This is a genomic window from Kitasatospora cystarginea (assembly GCF_039533515.1).
In the GTDB taxonomy this organism is placed as follows: Bacteria; Actinomycetota; Actinomycetes; order Streptomycetales; family Streptomycetaceae; genus Kitasatospora; species Kitasatospora cystarginea.
Map to the genome: position 1 here is coordinate 125,304 of NZ_BAAATR010000005.1, position 15,504 is coordinate 140,807.

Genomic DNA, 15,504 nt, shown 5'->3' on the forward strand with positions numbered 1-15,504 from the left:
CTCCCTCGCTCCCGGGGGCAACGGCCTTCCCCGTTCCGAAATGGCCGTTCATCACGGCGAGTCAGGCGGGCTGAAACGGAGGGCTGGAGAGCTGTCTCCGGGGTAGGGATCGGGATCGACGAGGTCTGATGCGAACACGTAAATCGGGCGCCACCCGGCGGCTACCCGGTGGTGGTCGCCGCGCCGCCCGAACGCGACACGGTTTCGGCCGAGCGCACTGCGAGGAGAGGTGGACGCCCTATGCCCCGATCAAGCGGAGCGGCCGCGGCGGCCGGGCGGGCCGGAGCGGCCGCGGCGGCCGGGCGGGCCGGAGCGACCGCGGCGGCCCCGAAGCGCGGGCCCGGCCGGCCCGACTGGGGTGAACGCACGCTGGCCTGGGCCTTCCTGCTGCCCTCGCTGGTGGTCTTCGCGCTCTTCATCGGCTATCCGCTGGGCCGCACCCTGTATCTGAGCACCCATGGGAACGACCTGTTCGGTGCGCCGTCCCGGTATGTCGGAATGCGGCACTACACCGACCTGCTGGCCTCCGCCGAGTTCCACAAGACGCTGGTCACCACCCTGCTGTTCGTCCTGCTGACCGTACTTCCCGGCGTGTTCGGCGCACTCGGCCTGGTGCTGCTGCTGGAGAGCCGGGTTCGCGGGGTGCGCTGGTTGCGGTCGGCGTTCGCGCTGCCGTTCGCCTTCTCGGTGGCCAGCGCCTCGGTGGTGTTCTCGGTCTTCTTCAACCCGGCGATCGGGGTGCTGAACGGGCTGCTGTCGCAGTTCGGCACCGGTCCCGTCGGCTGGCTCACCGACCAGCGGTACGCATTGCTCTCGGTCAGCGCCGCGACGGTGTGGATGAACCTCGGCTACAACGTGCTGGTGCTCTCCGCCGGAATCGGCTCGATCCCGCAGGAGACCGTCGAGGCGGCCCGGCTGGACGGCGCGACGGGCTGGCGGCTGGCCCGGAGCATCACCGTGCCGCTGCTGGGGCCGCACCTGTTCTTCCTGATCGTGGTGTCCACCATCAACTCCCTGCAGAGCTTCGGACAGATCCACATCCTGACCCTCGGCGGCCCGGACGGCGCGACCCGCACGCTCGTCTACTCGGTCTACGAGAAGGCCTTCGCCTACGGGTCCAGCGACTTCGGCACCGCGAGCGCCCAGGCGGTGGTGCTGCTGGTGGTCGTACTCGCCTGCGCGGGCGTCCAGTTCGGGCTTCTGGAGCGGAAGGTGCACTACGCGTGACCACGACCGAACGCCTTCCGGCAAGGGCCCGTGCCGCCCGCGAAGGCACCGCGCGGATACGGGAGTCGGCAGGCCGGGCAGCCGTCTACACGCTGCTGGGCGCAGCGGTGGTGACCGTCGCCTTCCCCGTGTACTACGCGTTCGCCGGGGCCGTCATGGGACCGTCCGAACTCTCCTCCTACCCGCCGGCGTTGCTGCCCCACTCGGTCACCGGACGGAACTTCGCCGGCGCGGTCGAGGTGATCCCGCTCGGACGGCAGTACCTCAACTCGGCCGTCACGGCGGGGTTGATCACGCTGGCGCAGCTGCTCACCTCGATCCTGGCCGCGTACGCCTTCGTCTTCCTGCCGCTGCGCTGGCGGGCGGCTGTCTTCGGGGTGTTCCTGGCGACGCTGATGGTGCCGTGGGAGGCCGTGATCATCCCCAACTACCTGATGCTGTCGGGGTGGGGGCTGGGCAACACGTACTTCGGGCTGGTGCTGCCGTTCCTGGCCTCGGGCTTCGGGACCTTCATGCTGCGGCAGTCGTTCCGACAGTTCCCGGCCGAACTGCGGGACGCGGCGCGGATCGACGGGGCGGGGCACTGGCGCTTCCTGTGGCGGATCCTGGTGCCGCTGAACAAGCCCTCGCTCGCGGCGATCGCGATCTACGTCTTCCTCTCCGCCTGGAACCAGTACTTCTGGCCGCTGATCATCACCCGTACCGCTCAGATGCAGACCCTGCAGATCGGGCTGGCCAGTCTGCGGGACGCCGAACGGGCCGACCCCGGGCTGATCCTCGCCGGGGTGGTGCTCTCGCTGCTGCCGACCCTCGTGCTGGTGGTGTTCGGCCAGCGCTTCGTCGTCCGCGGGCTGACCGCCGGTGCCGTCCGCTGAACCTCCTTCACCCGAGAGGCAGTTACCCATGAGCAAGTGGAGTCTCAGACTGGCCGCCGGCCTGGCGGCGGCCGCCCTCGCCCTGACCGCCTGCAGTTCCTCCTCGTCCGGCGACTCCTCGTCCGGTGACTCCTCCTCCGGCGGCTCCGCGCCCGGTGCGGACGCGCTCGACCAGACCCAGGGCGTCACCACCGTCACGTTCTGGCACGCGATGACCGGTCAGAACGCCACCGTGCTGACCTCACTGGTGAACGAGTTCAACGCCGCCCACCGGGGCAAGATCGAGGTGAAGCCGCTCTTCCAGGGCACGTACGACGACGTGATCGCCAAGTACAAGGCCTCGGTGCAGCAGAAGGGCACGCCCTCGCTGGTGCAGGTCTACGACATCGGCACCCGGTTCATGATCGACTCCAGGCAGACCGTCCCGGCCCAGGCGTTCGCGGACAAGGACGGGTACAAGCTGGACGACATCGAACCGGGCATCCGCAACTACTACACCGTCGGCGGCAAGCTGGCCGCGATGCCGTTCAACTCCTCGATGCCGCTGCTCTACCTCGATGCGGACGCCTTCAAGGAGGCGGGCCTGGACCCGGCGAAGCCGCCCCGGACGCTCGCCGAACTCGGCGAGGCGGCCAAGAAGCTGACCAAGAAGGACGCGAACGGGCAGACGGTGCGGTACGGCTTCGGTGCGTCCGTCTACGGCTGGTTCGTGGAGGAGCTGATCGCCGAGTCCGGCACCCTGTACTGCGACCAGGACAACGGCCGCGCCGAGAAGGCCGACAAGGTGCTCTTCGACTCCGTGCAGGGCGCGCAGACCGTCCAGTGGTGGGCCGACCTGGTCAAGGGCGGGTACGCGGCCAACACCGGCCGGGTCACCGCCGACGCCCAGGCCGCCTTCAAGGCCGGGAAGGTCGCGATGCACCTGGAGTCCACCGGCGTGCTGCGCGGCTACACCGAGGCCGCCAAGTTCACCGTCGCCACCGCCCCCTACCCCCGGCTCACCGCCGACGACCAGGGCGGACCGGTGATCGGCGGCGCCTCGCTGTGGATCGACGGCCCCGGGCACTCGGCGGCCGAGCAGCGCGCCTCCTGGGAGTTCGCCAAGTTCCTCACCGAGCCCGCCCAGCAGGCCGTCTGGCACACCGGCACCGGCTACTTCCCGGTCAACCGCAAGGCCCTGGACGACCCCAAGGACAAGGAGTGGCTGGCCAAGTACCCCCAGTTCCAGACCGCCATCGACGAACTCCACGCCACCAAGCCCACCCCTGCCACCGCGGGCTGCCTGCTCGGTGTGATGCCCCAGGCCCGCAAGGGCGTCGAGACGGCCATCGAGCAGACCATCAGCGGCGCCAAGACCGCGCAGCAGGCCCTCGGCGACGCCGCCAAGGACCTCCAGCCCGCCCTCGACAGCTACAACGCCTCGGTCGGCTGACCCGCCACCGGGCCGGCCGGTCCTGCTCCCCGCCGCGGGACGGGCCGGCCCTCTCGTCCTCAGGGTCCGGGCGGGGAACGCTCTTGTCGGTCCGCCACGAGAGGATGGCGGCATGACGATCACTCCCCGGCTGGTGGCCAAGTACCTGATCCCGGACCGGGACGGCGCCCAGGTCTTCGTCGACGGCACCGGCCCCGTTCCCCGCCTGGAGGTCCGGAACACCAGGTCGCTGCGGATCTACGAACTGAAGGACCAGGCCGAGCTGACGGCCGAGTTCCCGGCCCCCTCCTCCGGCTGGTGGCCGCGGGAGTGGGTGGCACCCGACCTGTCGTTCACCGTCTTCGGCACCACCACCGGGTACGTCGCCGTCACCCAGGACGGCACCAGGCTGTGGGAACAGCCGTACGGCGGCTGGGAGGTCGGCCGCTGGGGCTACCTCGACTTCTCGACGGTCAGGTCCTCCGCCCGCCCGGCGGCCGGCCGCTCCTCGACCGGCGGCACCGATGGGGAGCTCCGGATGTGGCTGCGGCTCCCCTCGGGCCTGCCCGACAGCACCCTGATCCTCACCCTGGACGCCGAGGGCACGGTCCTGGCCCGGAGCATGCTCCCGTGCGGCGGCTACGAGCGGTCCGTCAGCCTGCTCTGGGACGAGAACGACGAGGTCGCGGGCGTGACCGTGTCGGGTGCGGGAGTGCCCTCCACGCACTACGAGGCCCGGTGGGAGGCCGGTGCCATCGTACTGGGCGGGCAGTTGAGGAACGGCTCGGACGACCGGCTCCTCCAGGAGCGCGATTACTTGGGCATGGACTCCACGAGCACCCGCTGCATGACCGTCGACCGGCGCCGACGGGACATCACCTGGCACCGCCTCCCCACGTACGAGGTCACCGCCACGCTCGGCCTGAGCGACCTGCCGGTCCCCGGTACCGGTGACTGCGCGGTGCACAACGACCCGCAGTTCTCCACCTGGAGCGGCTTCGTGGACGACGAGACGGCGATGGTGACGCTGTACAACCCGTACGACGAGGCCGCGGTGTACATGTTCGGCAGGGAGAACTGGCGGGAGCACAGTCACTGGCTGGCCGACCCCGCCACGGGCGCCCTGCACGGCCGGATCGAGTACCCGATGCCGGAGGTCGACACCGTGATGCTGATCGGCGACGGCACCTGGATCACCGAGGAGTGGGACGCCGTCTACCGCTGGCGCCGCTGATCTCTCCGGCACCGCCGGATCCGCACACCCGGCACCCGCCCGGGTTCACCGGCCCGCCGCCTCCCGCCGCCTCGGCACGGCCGGGCAGCGGCTAGGATGACCGCGCGGGCCGTGACTGGCGCTTGGGTGGGGCACCACCGGGGAGCGATCCGCCTTCAGTTCCAAGACCGACCGGCGATGATCGACCCGCGACGCCGCGGGCCCCGTTGCCGCTCGGTCTGAGCCGCGCGCCTGGGCATCCCGTCCGCTAGACCCCTTGGACTGCCCATGACCGCACAGCTGATGACCGGTACCGACCTGGCCCGTGAGACCCTCGAGCGCGCCGCCGAGCGCGCACGGCACCTGGAGGCGGAGACCGGGGTGCGCCCGTGTCTGGCTACGGTGCTGGTCGGCGAGGACCCGGCCTCGGTCACCTACGTCGCGATGAAGCGCAACCGCTGCGCCAGGGCGGGTGTCGAGTCGCGGCACGTACCGCTGCCGGCCGCCACCACCACGGAGGAACTGGTCGCCGTCATCCGGGAGTTGTCCGAGGACCCCACCGTGCACGGCATCCTGCTGCAGCACCCGGTGCCGGCCCACATCGACGAGCGGGCCGCGTTCGAGGCGATCGACCCGGCCAAGGACGTCGACGGTGTGACCATGGCGTCCTTCGCGAACATGGCCTTCGGCCACGACGGCTTCGCCTCCTGCACCCCGGGCGGGATCATGCGGCTGCTGGACGCGTACGGGGTCGACCCGGTCGGGCAGCACGCGGTGGTGGTCGGGCGCAGTCCGATCCTCGGCAAGCCGATGGGCATGCTGCTGCTGGCCCGGGACGCGACCGTCACCTACTGCCACTCCAGGACCGTCGACCTGCCCGCCGTCCTCGCCACCGCGGACATCGTGGTGGCGGCGGTCGGCAGGCCGGAGTTCATCAAGGGTGAGCAGCTCAAGCCCGGTGCGGTCGTGATCGACGCGGGGTACAACCCCGGCAACGTGGGCGACGTCGACTTCGACGGGGCGATGGGCCGCGCCCGGCTGGTCACGCCGGTGCCGGGCGGGGTCGGGCCGATGACCATCGCCGTACTGATCGACCAGACCGTCGACGCGGCGGCCAGGCAGACGGCCCTCGCGGCGGCCTCGGTCTGACCGGCACTCCGCCGGGAAGGGCCGGAAAGCAGCCGAGGCTGCCCCCGGGATCGGGGACAGCCTCGGCGTACTTGCCGTCTGACGTACGTCAGTTGACGGTGTAGCTGTACGGGAGCGCCGCCAGCACCGAACCGGTCATGCCGATCTGGTTGTTGGCGGCGACCACGCCGTTCGGGGCGGTGACCAGGTACAGGACGCCCGAGACGGTGGTGCCCTTGGGGGCGGTCGGGGTGACCGTGACCTGGATGGTGCCGGTCGCACCCGGCTTGACGGTGACCGGGGTGGTCGCCTTGGCGCCGGCGTTCACCGCGAGGGTGTACGGGTCACCGGTGCTGGAGGTGATCGCCGGGTCGAACGCCAGGGTGTGCGCGGTCGCGGTGATGGTGGAGCTGCCGGCCGGCGCACCCGAGTTCGGGAACGGACCGATCTGCTGGACCGAGGTGTTCCAGAAGCCCGGGACGATCGGCTGGGCGGCCGAGCCGACGGACTGGGCGACCGAGATGGTCGAACCGTTCTGGGCCTTCTTCAGGTCGCCGAACAGGTCCGGCGAACCGGTGGTGCCGCCGAGCTCCAGCTGTGCGGGGGTGGTCGAGGCCGCCACCGCGGTGAGCCGGTCGGTGCCCGGCGGGATCAGGAAGCCGGGGGTCTGGGAGCTCGGGCCGAGCGGCAGTGCGACCGTCCCGGAGGTGCCCTGCGGCACCAGCGGCAGGTCGACCTTCCGGTTCAGCCGGCCGTCGGCCTGGACGACCTGGGTGGCGCCGGTGTTGTTGGTGTAGGTGACCGTGACCGTGGTGGCCTTGCCCGCGGCCAGCTTCGCCCTGGCACTGCCCGGCAGGTTGGCGGCGGCCTTGTTCTGGTCGAGCCCGATGGTGCCGGTGAACGGCTGGCTGAGCTCGGTGCCGCTGACCGGGTTGACGACCACCAGGGCGAACCGCCAGCGGCCGGGCGCCGGGTTGATCGTGGTCACGGACAGGCTCGCGGCCTTGCCGGACAGGCTCCCGCCGGCGTCGAACAGCGCGTTGCTCTCGACATCGACGGGGGTGCCGTTCGGACTGATCAGAACGCCCTGCAGGAGCACGTTCGGGTCGCCGCCGAGGGCCAGGCCGACCCGCAGGTCGCGGTGGCCCTTCGGCACGTCGAACGCGTAGGTGAAGCTCTGCGCGGGCGAGTAGCTGCGGGCGTTTCCACCGGTGATGGTGCCGGTGAACCTGCCGCCGGTGCCGTTCAGGTCGACCAGGCTGCGCAGTATGACCGGCACGCTGGTGGTACGGCCGTTGGAGCCGGCGACGGTGATCGACTGGTCGCTGTCACCGCTGGTGGTGGGCGTGGTCAACTGGACGTGCAGGGTCTTGCTCTGACCCGGCGCCAGCGTGGTGACCTGCGGGCTCACCGCACCGGCCGGAACCGCCCGCTGGAACGAGGTGTCCAGCTGGACCTTGCCGGTGAAGCCGTTGCTGCCGGCGGGGGTGTAGAGGATCGCCTTCCACTCCCCGGCGACCGGGTGCGGGACGTCCACGATGCCGAAGTTGGCCGAGACCGGGCCACCCTGCGGGCGGGTGTTGGTCTCCAGCCGTCCGGACGGGTCCAGCAGGGTCATCCGGACCACCGGGGTGACCGTGTTGCTGCCGGACTTCTGGGCGACACCCGGCCACGCTATCGACGCCGCCAGCCGGTCGGCGCCGGACGGGACGGTGAAGGTCACGTCGTGGTGCACCCAGGTGGCGCCGTTGGTGGCGTAGTTGAAGGTCGGGTCGGTGGCCGAGTTCAGCTGCACGTCCTGGTGGGACGAGCTCAGCGGGGCGAAGGTGCGGGTGGCCGCGCTGACGGTCTGCGGGCTGCTGCCGGTGTTGACCACGTTGACGTCGGCGGTGTGGGTCTGCCCCGGGTGGCCGGTGAGGTCGATCTGGCCGGTGGTGACGGCGACCGTGGAGCTGTCCTTGGCGCCGTCCGGGCTGTGGTAGCCGCGGGCGGCCTCGACGGCGGCACGGACGTTCAGCAGACCGGCACCCTGCTCCTGGGCCGGCAGGCCGAGGTCGGCGGCGGTACCGGTCAGGAAGGCCTTGACCAGGGCCGGCGACGGGGAGGCGCCCTTGTGGCTGTCCCGGTACGCCTGGATCACGTCGGCGGCGGCACCGGCGGTCAGCGGCGCGGACTGGCTGGTCCCGCCGAAGGGCTGGATCGAGCTGCCCTCGCCCTTGTAGTCGGTGCACTCGGTGTACTTACTGGTGTCCGGGCCGCACAGCGACCAGTCGGCCTCGCCCGGGGCCACCAGGTCGACGGTCTTCCCGCCCTGGGTGATGCCGCCCGAGGAGAGCGCGGAGATCCGGCTGTTCGACCAGGTGCCGTTGGAGAACTGGGCGGCGGCGTAACCGGTCTGCAGGTAGGACTGGTTGTCGGTGGAGGCACCGACCGAGATCACCTTGGGGTCGGTCGACGGGGTGCCGATGGTGCCGTTGATGCCCGCGTCACCGCTGGACACCGTGACGGTCACACCGGCCGCGACGGCCTGGTCGTTGAAGAGCGAGATGGTGTCGTGCGCACTGCTGTCCGGGGTCACGTTGCTGCCGAAGGACTCGTTCAGCACGTCGACGTGCGCCACCGAGACCGCGTAGTCGATCGACTGCAGGATCGCGGAGTTGGGGAAGGTCTCACCGCCGGCCTTCAGCGCGACCAGCGAGGCGCCCGGCGACATGCCCTGGACCCGGATGTTGCAGCCGGCCGGCAGCGGGTGGCTCGGGTTGACGAACTTCGACAGGTCGTAGCTCTGCCGCCCCTGGGCGATCATCGCGGAGGCGTCACCGAAGGCCTCGGCCGCGCCGCTGGGCGCGTCCCAGCCGTCGCCGGAGAAGTCCTTGTAGTCGATGACGGCGTGCGAGCCGTCCGGCCGGATGAAGTCGGGGTGGTCGGGGTCCAGGCCGTCCGCGATGTAGGCGACCTTGACGCCCTTGCCGTCCGCGATCTCGTTCGCACCGGGCGAGCCCTTGGTGCCCTGCACGTGCGTGGTGTACAGCGCCTCCGGCTCCAGCAACGGCTTGTCCGGGTCGCTCGGGCAGATCGCGCCGCCGTACGGACCGCCGTCCGCGGCCTTGGCGGAGGCGGCGGCGTCCGGGGCGACCGAGGCCTTCGCGGTCTTGGCGCCCTTGCCGCCCTTGCTCTCGGCGGGGGTGGCCGGGCTCGTCGGGGTCACCGTGACCGTCTGGTCGGGGACCACCGAGGCGACCGCCGGGTTCGCGGCGAGCGCGGCCCGCAGCGCCGGGCTCACGGTCGCCGAGAAGGCGTTGCCGACCACGAAGCTCTTGATGTTGGTACCGCCCTCGGCCCTGACCTTGGCGAGCAGCGGCGCCTGAGCGGAGGCGGCCTGCTGCTTGCGCTCGGTCAGGTGCCCGGAGTCGGCCGGGGCACTCGACAGCTGGTCCTTGAGGATCACGATGACCGGGGCCGGCGCGCCGCTGTCGGCAGCTGTGGCGGACCCCGACACGGCGGGCAGTGGCGCGCTCCAGGCGGTGGCCCCACTGGCCAGCACCATGGAAGCGGCGGCGGCAAGGGTGACCGCTGCCAGCCGCGGTTTATGCCGACGGATCATTAACATCCCTTCATCTGATTCGATGTCAGGAGCCTGTGTCCGAGCACACGAACGAGGGTCGGACGCATGCACTATCCTGGAACACCCGTCCCGACAGGCCCGCATTCCAGCGCATGAACCGACCCCGGGACAAGAGGGATCGAGGGCGGACGAGCAGGTGAACGCGCTGCGGAAATGCCCAAGGACCGGTCAAGTCCGCAGTTCGGAACCGGCGTGTCGAGACCGCTTGAGCCGCCGTAAAAATTTTCTGACGACTTTTACCCGGTTGGACCGACTGACGGAACGGCAAATACGGACCAGACAGCGGAAAACCGCTCCAACCTCCTGACTGCGACCGGTTCCGACTGCCAGGCGCGGGGGGTGGGAAGCCGGGGTTCCGATCGTGCGGATTGGGGGCATGGCGTCTGCTCGGCGTGCCGGGTGCGTGTGCGTTCCGGTGGCACGGAACCGGTGGACGGGCAACGTGCGGCCGGGTCCGGGTCACGGCCCCGGCTCGGCCCCGCAAAAAGAATCGACGTTGATCTGATGAACCGACAAAACGCAATCAGCTGACCGGAAATCCGGTCCGGCCCTCCACGGCCGACCGGTTCCGCTAGCCTGGCGCGGGGGTTCGAAGTCGTGGTCCGATCGTGGGGGTTGGGGACGTGGCGTCTGCGGGACGTGCCGGTTACGTGTGCTTCGCGGGGCAGGACTGGTGGTACCACAACCGGGCGCACTCCGACGTGCAGCTGATGCTGAAGCTGGCGGAGCAGCGGCCGGTCCTGTTCGTGAACAGCATCGCGATGCGGATGCCGATGCCCGGTCGGAGTTCGCAGCCGCTGCGGCGGATCCTGCGCAAGGCACGGAGCATGGCGCGCAAGGTGCAGCGGCCCGTGCCGGAGCTGCCCGGCTTCGCGGTGATGACTCCGGTGCTGCTGCCGTTCTACGGCAGCCGGCTCGCCCGCGCGCTCAACGCCCGACTGATCGCGCTGCAGGTCAGACTGGCGGCCCGCAGTCTGCGGATGTCCACGGACGTCTGCGTGGTGACGATGCCGACCGCGGCCGATGTGGTGGAGCACCTGCCGCACCGCACCCTGGTCTACAACCGCTCGGACCGGCACTCCGCCTTCCCCGAGGCCGACACCGCCTTCATCGAGGTGCTGGAGCGGCGGCTGATGGCCACCGCCGACCGTGTGCTGTACGTCAGCACCGAGTTGATGGCGGCCGAGCACGAACTCACCCGTGACCGCGCGGTGTTCCTGGACCACGGCGTGGACCTGGAGCACTTCACCCCCGAGGGCGCGGCGGAGCCGGCCGATCTGGCCGCGATCCCGCACCCGAGGATCGGCTTCTTCGGCGCGCTGGACGACTTCATCGTCGACTTCGACCTGCTGACCCGGGTGGCCAAGGACCATCCGGACGCCGAGCTGGTGCTGATCGGCGACACCACCCATGACCTGGGCGCGCTCACCGCCCTGCCGAACGTCCACCACCTCGGCTTCCGCCCGCACGCCGAGATACCCGCCTACGGCCGGGGGTTCGACGTGGCGCTGATGCCGTGGCTGGACAACGACTGGGTCCGGCACTGCAATCCGATCAAGCTCAAGGAGTACCTGGCTCTGGGCCTTCGGGTGGTGACCACCGACTTCCCCGAAGTACGGCGCTACGCGGACCAGTTGACCATCGCCCGCACGGCCGGGGAGTTCAGCGATGCGGTCGGCGCGCTCCTGGCGGCCGCCGGGAGCGAGGACGAAGGGGCGGTGCACCGCCGCCGGGCCTCGGTGGAACAGGACTCCTGGGAGCGGCGCGCGGCCGAGCTGCGCGAGCTGATCGAAGGGCCGGCGGCGGGCTGAGGGGCACCGCGCGAACCGGACACGCAACAAGGAGACCAGCGTGCACAGCCGCTCTCGTTCCGCGCTCGCCGCGCTGCTGGGCCTGACCCTGGCGACGCTCCCCGCCTGCACCGGAAGCAGCCCCAGACCGGCTCCGCCGTCGCCCGGCGGCGCGGTCGGGCCGACCACCACGATGTTCGGCTCCGCCGAGCCCGCCACCCCGGCGTTCGCCGATCCCGCCGCCACCACACTGGGCGTCCGCTTCACCTCGACGCTGCCCGGTCTGGTGACCGGCGTCCGCTTCTACAAGGGTCCCGGTAACACCGGCAGCCATCTGGGAGCGCTCTGGGACGCCCACGGCAGGCAGCTGGCCCTGGCCGCCTTCGCCGACGAGTCCCAGACCGGCTGGCAGCAGGCGAAGTTCGCCGAGCCGGTGCGGATCGCGCCGGGTGCCACGTACACCGCCGGGTACCTGGCGCCGTCCGGGCACTACGCAGCCGCACCGAACGCCTTCGACGGCGGCCCCGTCACCCTCGGCTCCGGCCCGCTGACGGCGGTCGGCGGCGGCTTCGCCCAGGGCGGCACGCTGGCCTTCCCCGCCCAGTCGCACGAGAACACCGACTACTACGTCGACGTGGCCTTCGCCCCGACCGAGTCCGCCTCGCACGTCCCGGACGCCTTCACCACCGCGTACTGGTCCAAGTGGCCCGCGACCGAGCGCTGGAAGGACTCTTCGAAGCTCCCGATCGGCGTCTGGATGCAGGATCCGACGACGCCCTTCGACGGCTTTGACGAGGCCCACGCCTTCGCCGCGCTCGGGGTCAACACCCTGGTGGGGCTGTGGGACTGGCCCGAGGAGGAGCACGGCCAGATCCGGGCCGCGACCGCCGCCGGGCTGGCCGTGATCGCCGGGGGCGGGGCCTGCGCCCCGGCGCCGGGCGCCACCGGGGCCGCCGCATGGGCCTGCGACACCGCGGACCTGCCGCTGGCCGCGCAGGCGGCGAAACTCGGCGGGGCCGCCCTGGCCGGGTACCAGCTCGCGGACGAGCCCGACATGAACGTCCCCAACGGCACCCCGACGGGGGCCGGCTGCATGCCGCCGGAGAAGCTGGCCGGCTTCGCCAGGAGCCTGCGGCAGCAGGACCGGACCCGGCCGGTGCTGGTCAACTTCGGCAGCGGGGTCGCGGGCGGTGCCCGCAGTCCCGGCTGCCCGACCGACTTCAGCGGCTACACCGCCGCCGCGGACATCGTCTCGGTCGACTTCTACGGCATCACCGACCCGTCCTCCCCCGCCCGCACCAAGGGCGTCCACACGTACGCGGCCACGGCGGCCCGTGCCCGGGCGCTGGCACCCGGCAAACCGGTGTGGGTCTTCCTGGAGACACCGGTGCAGATGCTGGGCGGCTCCGCCACCCCGTCGGGTGCGAAGGCCGCCTCGCCCGCCCAGGTCCGGGCGGCCGCCTGGGCGGCGCTGGTCAACGGCGCGACCGGGCTGAGCTGGTTCTGCCACTCCTTCGCCGCCCAGTCCCAGCAGGTGGACGCCTGCCTGCGGGACGCCGGCTCGGCGGCCACCATCAGGAAGGTGAACGCGGACGCGCAGGCGTACGCCGGGTACTGGAACGCACCGCCGCTCCTGGTCGGCGTCGCAACCCAGGGTGCGCCCGTGACGGCCACCCTCCGGAAGGCCGGCGGCCGCACCGCCGTCCTCGCGGTCGCCACCGACTCGCCCGAACTGCCCCGGGGCGGCCCGGCAACGGCCACCTTCACCCTGCCCGACCGCTGGAGCGGGAAGATCCGCACGGACGACGGCCGCACCCTCACCGCCACCGACGGCACCTTCACCGACCGCTTCGACGCCTACCAGCCGCACGCCTACACCCTCGACGGGAGTTGAAGCATGGAGCACCGACAGGCCGCGAAGACCGTTCAGGCCCGCGACTTCAAGACCCTGATGGACCGGATCCGCATCGTCGGAGACGAGCCTGCCGAGCAGGCACTGCTCGACGAACTCACCCTGCTCAAGCGCCCGTTCGTCCTCTCCTTCGTCAACGCCCATGCGGTGAACCTGGGGTGGCGCCGACCCGAGATGCTGGACGGGCTGTTCCGCTCGGACCTGCTGCTGCGCGACGGCATCGGGATGAAGCTGGGCATGCGGGTCTTCGGACGGCCGTACGGGCGGAACATGAACGGTACGGACTTCATCCCCGCCGTCTGCCGCGCCTACCGGGGCAGGCGGGTGGCGCTGTTCGGCACCCGCTCGCCGTGGCTGGACAACGCCCGCCGCACGCTGGAGTCTTGGGGACTGACCGTGGTCGCGACCCGGGAGGGCTTCGACCCGCCGGAGGAGTACGTCGGGCAGGCCCTCGCGGCCGAGCCCGACCTCGTGCTGCTGGCGATGGGCATGCCGAAGCAGGAGGCGGTCAGCATGGAGCTGCGCGCGGCCCTCTCGCACCCCGTCCTGATCGTGAACGGGGGTGCCGTGCTGGACCACCTCGGCGGGAAGGTGCCGCGGGCCCCGCTCGCCATGCGCAGGGCCGGCCTGGAGTGGCTGTTCCGCCTGGCCGTCGAACCCCGCCGGCTGTTCGGCCGCTATGTGATCGGCATACCCGTCTTCTGTTCCCGGATGGCCGCCCTCCGGCTCCGTCCCTCCCGCTGAGGCGCCACCTCGCCGCCGGCCGCACCGCCGTTGACGCCCCGCACCGCCGTTGGTGCCTCACGCTGCCCGCAACACCGTTCGGCGCCTGGCGCGGGAGCGCAGGTACTCGTCCGTCCAGAGGGTGCACGCCACCCCGCCCAGCATCCCGAGCGCGGCCACCCCCACCAGCCCCCGGCTCTTGACTCCGAGCACCGGCAGCGCGGTCGCCGGAACCAGTTGGTCACTGGTGATGTACCGCTGCTCGGGGATGTTCTTGCCGTCCTGCAGCCTGCGCAGCTCGGTGCCGAAGTACTGGACGATCACGTCGACTTCGAGGTCGGCCCGCTTCGGGTCGGCGCCCTTGACGCTGATCTCCACGGTGGGGACGACGTACGCCTCGGTCTTGGTGGTGCCGGTGTTCCGCGGCGCCAGGTCGAAGTCGCCGCTCACCCCGGCCTGCCGGAGCTCGCCCGTCCCCGACGGGCTCTTCAGGACGGTGACCACCGCCGCCCCGATGATCGCCAACGACGGCCGGAAGTCCGTCATCCCGCTCGGGTCCTGCGGTGTCTCGGGCGGTTTGATCCGCACCACGGCGGCGGACCGGTACACCACCGGTGGCTTCGCCACCACCACCGCACCGGCCAGTGTCAGCACCGCCGCCAGGGCAAGCACGTACCAGCGCCGCAGCAGCGCGCGCACCACTCCGCGAAAGGACATCGTCACCCCACCCCGTCGGCCATCCTGCCACCTCCCGGAGCGCGGTTGCGGCAGTTCGCGGATTGTTCTCCGCCCGCATGCCCGTTCCAACTAGGCTCGTACGGGGGTGTCTTGACAGCCAGCTCGGCATCGGCCGGGGCGACTGCGACACTGGGGTCAGCTACGGCCCCAGGGGGAGAATGTGTTGGACATGCGCGAGGTCCTTCGAGTGATCCGCAAACGCTGGTACGTCACGCTGCCGATCGTGCTGATCACGGTCGCGCTGTCCGCGGTGGCCAACTCGGTGCTTCCGACGACCTATCAGTCGCAGTGCTCCATCTCGCTGTTGAACTCTCCGGATGTCGCCGCCGAGGCGCCGAACAACGGCAATCCGTTCCTGAGCTTCAGCCAGGCGCTCACCGTGACCGCCGACTTCCTCGGGCGCAGGCTCAGCTCGGACGAGTCCGCCAAGGATCTCAAGGCCCGTGGACTCACCGGCGAGTACGGGGTGAAGCTGGCGGACAACGCGATGGGGCCCTTCCTCACCCTGACGGTGACCGGCTCGGACCCGGCGCAGGTGAAGAAGTCGACCGTGGTGCTCAACACCTATGCCGCCGACCAGTTGAAGGCGATCCAGACCGAGCAGAAGGCGCCGGCCGGTGCGCAGATCACCTCGACGGTGATCATCCCCCCGCAGGAGCCGCAGGCGCAGCTGAAGCAGAAGCTGCAGTCCGTCGCGCTGATCGGGCTGGCCGGCCTGGCGGTCGCCTTCCTGTCCGCGTTCGTCGCCGAGAACCTGGCGGGCGTGCTGCAGCGGCGCCGGGCGGGCTCCGGTGCGGCTGCCGCCGGTGCCACGGCGGCGGACCAGGCGGCCGAGCCGTCGCTGGCCGCAGGGAGGTAGCGC

The 15,504-nt window shown here is 71.2% G+C and carries 11 protein-coding genes; 9 read left to right on the forward strand and 2 right to left on the reverse strand.

The genetic code is table 11. The features are described from left to right. Window positions 1-240 precede the first annotated feature (240 nt). The 5 genes from ABD369_RS07920 to ABD369_RS07940 all read left to right on the forward strand — a co-directional run bounded on the left by ABD369_RS07920 (window position 241) and on the right by ABD369_RS07940 (window position 5,875). Window positions 241-1,227, forward strand: coding sequence for a carbohydrate ABC transporter permease (locus ABD369_RS07920; RefSeq protein WP_344635523.1), 987 nt, complete (start codon window positions 241-243; stop codon window positions 1,225-1,227). After that, the gene (locus ABD369_RS07925; RefSeq protein ID WP_344635524.1) at window positions 1,224-2,102 is read left to right on the forward strand and encodes a carbohydrate ABC transporter permease; all 879 of its coding nucleotides are present in this window, start codon (window positions 1,224-1,226) and stop codon (window positions 2,100-2,102) included. The genes ABD369_RS07920 and ABD369_RS07925 overlap by 4 nt, the downstream gene beginning before the upstream one ends. 28 nt (window positions 2,103-2,130) lie before the next feature. After that, complete coding sequence (locus tag ABD369_RS07930) at window positions 2,131-3,534, forward strand: ABC transporter substrate-binding protein (protein WP_344635525.1); 1,404 nt, start codon at window positions 2,131-2,133, stop codon at window positions 3,532-3,534. A 112-nt stretch (window positions 3,535-3,646) separates the two neighbouring features. Then, window positions 3,647-4,747 carry a hypothetical protein gene (locus ABD369_RS07935; RefSeq protein WP_344635526.1) on the forward strand — a complete coding sequence of 367 codons (1,101 nt, stop codon included), beginning with the start codon at window positions 3,647-3,649 and terminating at the stop codon, window positions 4,745-4,747. 267 nt (window positions 4,748-5,014) lie between these two features. Further along, window positions 5,015-5,875: a bifunctional 5,10-methylenetetrahydrofolate dehydrogenase/5,10-methenyltetrahydrofolate cyclohydrolase gene (locus ABD369_RS07940; RefSeq protein WP_344635527.1), complete on the forward strand. Its 861-nt coding sequence runs from the start codon at window positions 5,015-5,017 to the stop codon at window positions 5,873-5,875. A gap of 88 nt (window positions 5,876-5,963) precedes the next feature. Here ABD369_RS07940 and ABD369_RS07945 read toward each other — a convergent pair whose 3' ends face one another. Beyond that, window positions 5,964-9,458 carry a S8 family serine peptidase gene (locus tag ABD369_RS07945; protein WP_344635528.1) on the reverse strand — a complete coding sequence of 1,165 codons (3,495 nt, stop codon included), beginning with the start codon at window positions 9,456-9,458 and terminating at the stop codon, window positions 5,964-5,966. A 644-nt stretch (window positions 9,459-10,102) separates the two neighbouring features. Between ABD369_RS07945 and ABD369_RS07950 the strand changes: the two genes are divergently transcribed. From ABD369_RS07950 to ABD369_RS07960, 3 genes are read left to right on the forward strand one after another with little or no spacing between them, the layout of a single operon-like run. Then, on the forward strand, window positions 10,103-11,290 hold the full coding sequence (locus tag ABD369_RS07950) for a glycosyltransferase (RefSeq protein WP_344635529.1): 1,188 nt from the start codon (window positions 10,103-10,105) through the stop codon (window positions 11,288-11,290). Between the two features lie 40 nt (window positions 11,291-11,330). After that, complete coding sequence (locus ABD369_RS07955; RefSeq protein ID WP_344635530.1) at window positions 11,331-13,163, forward strand: DUF4082 domain-containing protein; 1,833 nt, start codon at window positions 11,331-11,333, stop codon at window positions 13,161-13,163. A gap of 3 nt (window positions 13,164-13,166) precedes the next feature. Beyond that, complete coding sequence (locus ABD369_RS07960; protein ID WP_344635531.1) at window positions 13,167-13,925, forward strand: WecB/TagA/CpsF family glycosyltransferase; 759 nt, start codon at window positions 13,167-13,169, stop codon at window positions 13,923-13,925. A gap of 57 nt (window positions 13,926-13,982) precedes the next feature. Here the strand turns inward: ABD369_RS07960 and ABD369_RS07965 are convergent, their stop codons facing one another. Further along, window positions 13,983-14,621 (reverse strand): hypothetical protein, encoded by a 639-nt coding sequence (locus ABD369_RS07965; RefSeq protein WP_344635532.1) that lies wholly within the window; start codon window positions 14,619-14,621, stop codon window positions 13,983-13,985. 190 nt (window positions 14,622-14,811) lie between these two features. On the opposite strand from ABD369_RS07965, the gene ABD369_RS07970 reads away from it, so the two are divergent. Then, window positions 14,812-15,501, forward strand: a complete 690-nt coding sequence (locus tag ABD369_RS07970) for a YveK family protein (RefSeq protein ID WP_344635533.1) — start codon at window positions 14,812-14,814, stop codon at window positions 15,499-15,501. Window positions 15,502-15,504: the final 3 nt, after the last annotated feature.

Excerpts from the sequence above, each read along its gene's own strand:
- ABD369_RS07920 (WP_344635523.1), top strand. The coding sequence starts at position 241 with ATGCCCCGATCAAGCGGAGCGGCCGCGGCGGCCGGGCGGGCCGGAGCG.
- ABD369_RS07935 (WP_344635526.1), top strand. The coding sequence starts at position 3,647 with ATGACGATCACTCCCCGGCTGGTGGCCAAGTACCTGATCCCGGACCGG.
- ABD369_RS07940 (WP_344635527.1), top strand. The coding sequence starts at position 5,015 with ATGACCGCACAGCTGATGACCGGTACCGACCTGGCCCGTGAGACCCTC.
- ABD369_RS07930 (WP_344635525.1), top strand. The coding sequence starts at position 2,131 with ATGAGCAAGTGGAGTCTCAGACTGGCCGCCGGCCTGGCGGCGGCCGCC.
- ABD369_RS07945 (WP_344635528.1), bottom strand. The coding sequence starts at position 9,458 with ATGATCCGTCGGCATAAACCGCGGCTGGCAGCGGTCACCCTTGCCGCC.
- ABD369_RS07970 (WP_344635533.1), top strand. The coding sequence starts at position 14,812 with ATGCGCGAGGTCCTTCGAGTGATCCGCAAACGCTGGTACGTCACGCTG.
- ABD369_RS07965 (WP_344635532.1), bottom strand. The coding sequence starts at position 14,621 with ATGTCCTTTCGCGGAGTGGTGCGCGCGCTGCTGCGGCGCTGGTACGTG.
- ABD369_RS07960 (WP_344635531.1), top strand. The coding sequence starts at position 13,167 with ATGGAGCACCGACAGGCCGCGAAGACCGTTCAGGCCCGCGACTTCAAG.